The organism is Streptomyces sp. NPDC056361 (genome assembly GCF_042262805.1).
Lineage (GTDB): Bacteria > Actinomycetota > Actinomycetes > Streptomycetales > Streptomycetaceae > Streptomyces.
The window spans coordinates 1-1,956 of record NZ_JBHJQI010000306.1; the positions used below are offsets into that span (position 1 = coordinate 1).

General features: G+C 71.5%; 3 protein-coding genes. All 3 read right to left on the reverse strand.

Annotated elements, in window-relative coordinates; translation table 11 throughout:
• Positions 1-51 precede the first annotated feature (51 nt).
• Positions 52-1,008 carry an electron transfer flavoprotein subunit alpha/FixB family protein gene (locus ACFCY7_RS40375; protein WP_376491069.1) on the reverse strand — a complete coding sequence of 319 codons (957 nt, stop codon included), beginning with the start codon at positions 1,006-1,008 and terminating at the stop codon, positions 52-54.
• 39 nt (positions 1,009-1,047) lie between these two features.
• Positions 1,048-1,833, reverse strand: a complete 786-nt coding sequence (locus ACFCY7_RS40380; protein ID WP_366042841.1) for an electron transfer flavoprotein subunit beta/FixA family protein — start codon at positions 1,831-1,833, stop codon at positions 1,048-1,050.
• A gap of 28 nt (positions 1,834-1,861) precedes the next feature.
• The coding region (locus ACFCY7_RS40385) for an acyl-CoA dehydrogenase family protein (protein WP_132919430.1) at positions 1,862-1,956 on the reverse strand (95 nt) is incomplete at its 5' end.

The following is a 1,956-nucleotide window of genomic DNA, read 5'->3' on the forward strand; positions in this document are numbered from 1 at the left end:
GGGTGGCACAGAGTGCCACCCACCGCCCCTTCTCGGTGCGGGACCGGACGGTCAGCGGGCGCCGATCTCGTCCGTCAGCTGCGGCAGCACCTCGAAGAGGTCGCCGACCACGCCGTAGTCGACCAGGTCGAAGATCGGGGCCTCGGGGTCCTTGTTGACCGCGACGATCGTCTTCGACGTCTGCATGCCGGCCCGGTGCTGGATCGCGCCGGAGATGCCCGCCGCGACGTACAGCTGCGGCGAGACCTGCTTGCCGGTCTGGCCGACCTGGTTGGAGTGCGGGTACCAGCCGGCGTCCACGGCGGCGCGGGAGGCGCCGACGGCCGCGCCGAGCGAGTCGGCCAGCTTCTCGACGACGGCGAAGCCCTCGGCCGCGCCGACACCGCGGCCGCCGGAGACCACGATCGCGGACTCGGTCAGCTCGGGGCGGCCGGTGGAGACGCGCGGGGTGCGCGAGACGACCTTCGCGGCGTTGCCGGTGAACGCGACGGTCACGTTCTCGACCGTGCCGGCGGCCGGAGCGGCCTCCGGGGCGGCGGAGTTCGGCTTGACCGTGATGACCGGGACGCCGTGCGAGACCGTCGACTTCACCTGGTACGAGGCGGCGAAGACGGACTGGGTGGCGACCGGGCCGTTCTCGCCGGCCTCCAGCTCCACCGCGTCGGTGATCAGGCCGGAGCCGAGGCGCAGCGCGACGCGGGCCGCGATCTCCTTGCCCTCGCCGGAGGAGGTCACCAGGACGGCGGCCACCTCCTTGTCCTTGGCGAGCTGGGTGAGCGCGTCGACCTTCGGGACGACGAGCTGCTCGGTGAACTCGGCGCCGTCCGCGACGTACACGGTGGCCGCGCCGTACTCGCCCGCCGTGGCGGCGATCGAGGCGGCGGCGTCGCCGGCGCCCAGGACGACCGCCGTGGGCTCGCCGATGCGGCGGGCCAGCGTCAGCAGTTCGAGGGCCGGCTTGCGGACCGCACCGTCGGCGTGGTCCACGAGAACCAGGATCTCAGCCATGATTCGTAGCTCCTGTGTGGGTGAGTGACCGACGGCGGGTCAGATGAACTTCTGGGTGGCGAGGAAGGCGGCGAGCTGCTTGCCGCCGTCGCCCTCGTCCGTGACGATCGTGCCCTGGGTGCGGGCCGGACGCGCGGTGGCCGAGTCGACCAGGGTCCACGCCCCGGCCAGGCCCACCTCGTCGGCGTCGATGTCCAGGTCGTCGAGGTCCAGCTCCTCGACCGGCTTCTTCTTGGCGGCCATGATCCCCTTGAAGGAGGGGTAACGGGCCTCGCCGGACTGGTCGGTGACCGACACGACGGCCGGCAGCGGGGCCTCCAGGAGCTCGGTGGCGGCGTCGCCGTCGCGGCGGCCCTTCACCAGGCCGTCCTCGACGGAGAGCTCCGAGAGCAGGGTGACCTGCGGCAGGCTCAGGCGCTCGGCGAGCAGCGCGGGCAGCACGCCCATCGTGCCGTCGGTCGAGGCCATGCCGCAGACGACCAGGTCGAAGCCGGTCTTCTCCAGCGCCTTGGCCAGGATCGCGGAGGTGGCGATGACGTCGGAGCCGTGGATGTCGTCGTCGTTGACGTGGACGGCCTTGTCGGCGCCCATGGACAGCGCCTTGCGCAGCGCGTCCTTGGCGTCGTCCGGGCCCACGGTCACGACGGTGACCTCGGCGTCGTCGGACTCCTCCGAGATGCGGAGGGCCTGCTCGACCGCGTACTCGTCCAGCTCGGAGAGCAGGCCGTCGACGGCCTCGCGGTCGGTCGTCAGGTCGTCGGCGAAACCGCGGTCGCCGGTCGCGTCGGGGACGTACTTCACACAGACTGCGATCTTCAGTGTCACGGCCTGTCTCCTTTCAACGGGCTGGTGGTTACGGGAGGTTGCGGGCCATCACGATGCGCTGAACCTGGTTGGTGCCCTCGTAGATCTGGGTGATCTTGGCGTCGCGCATCATGCGCTCCACGG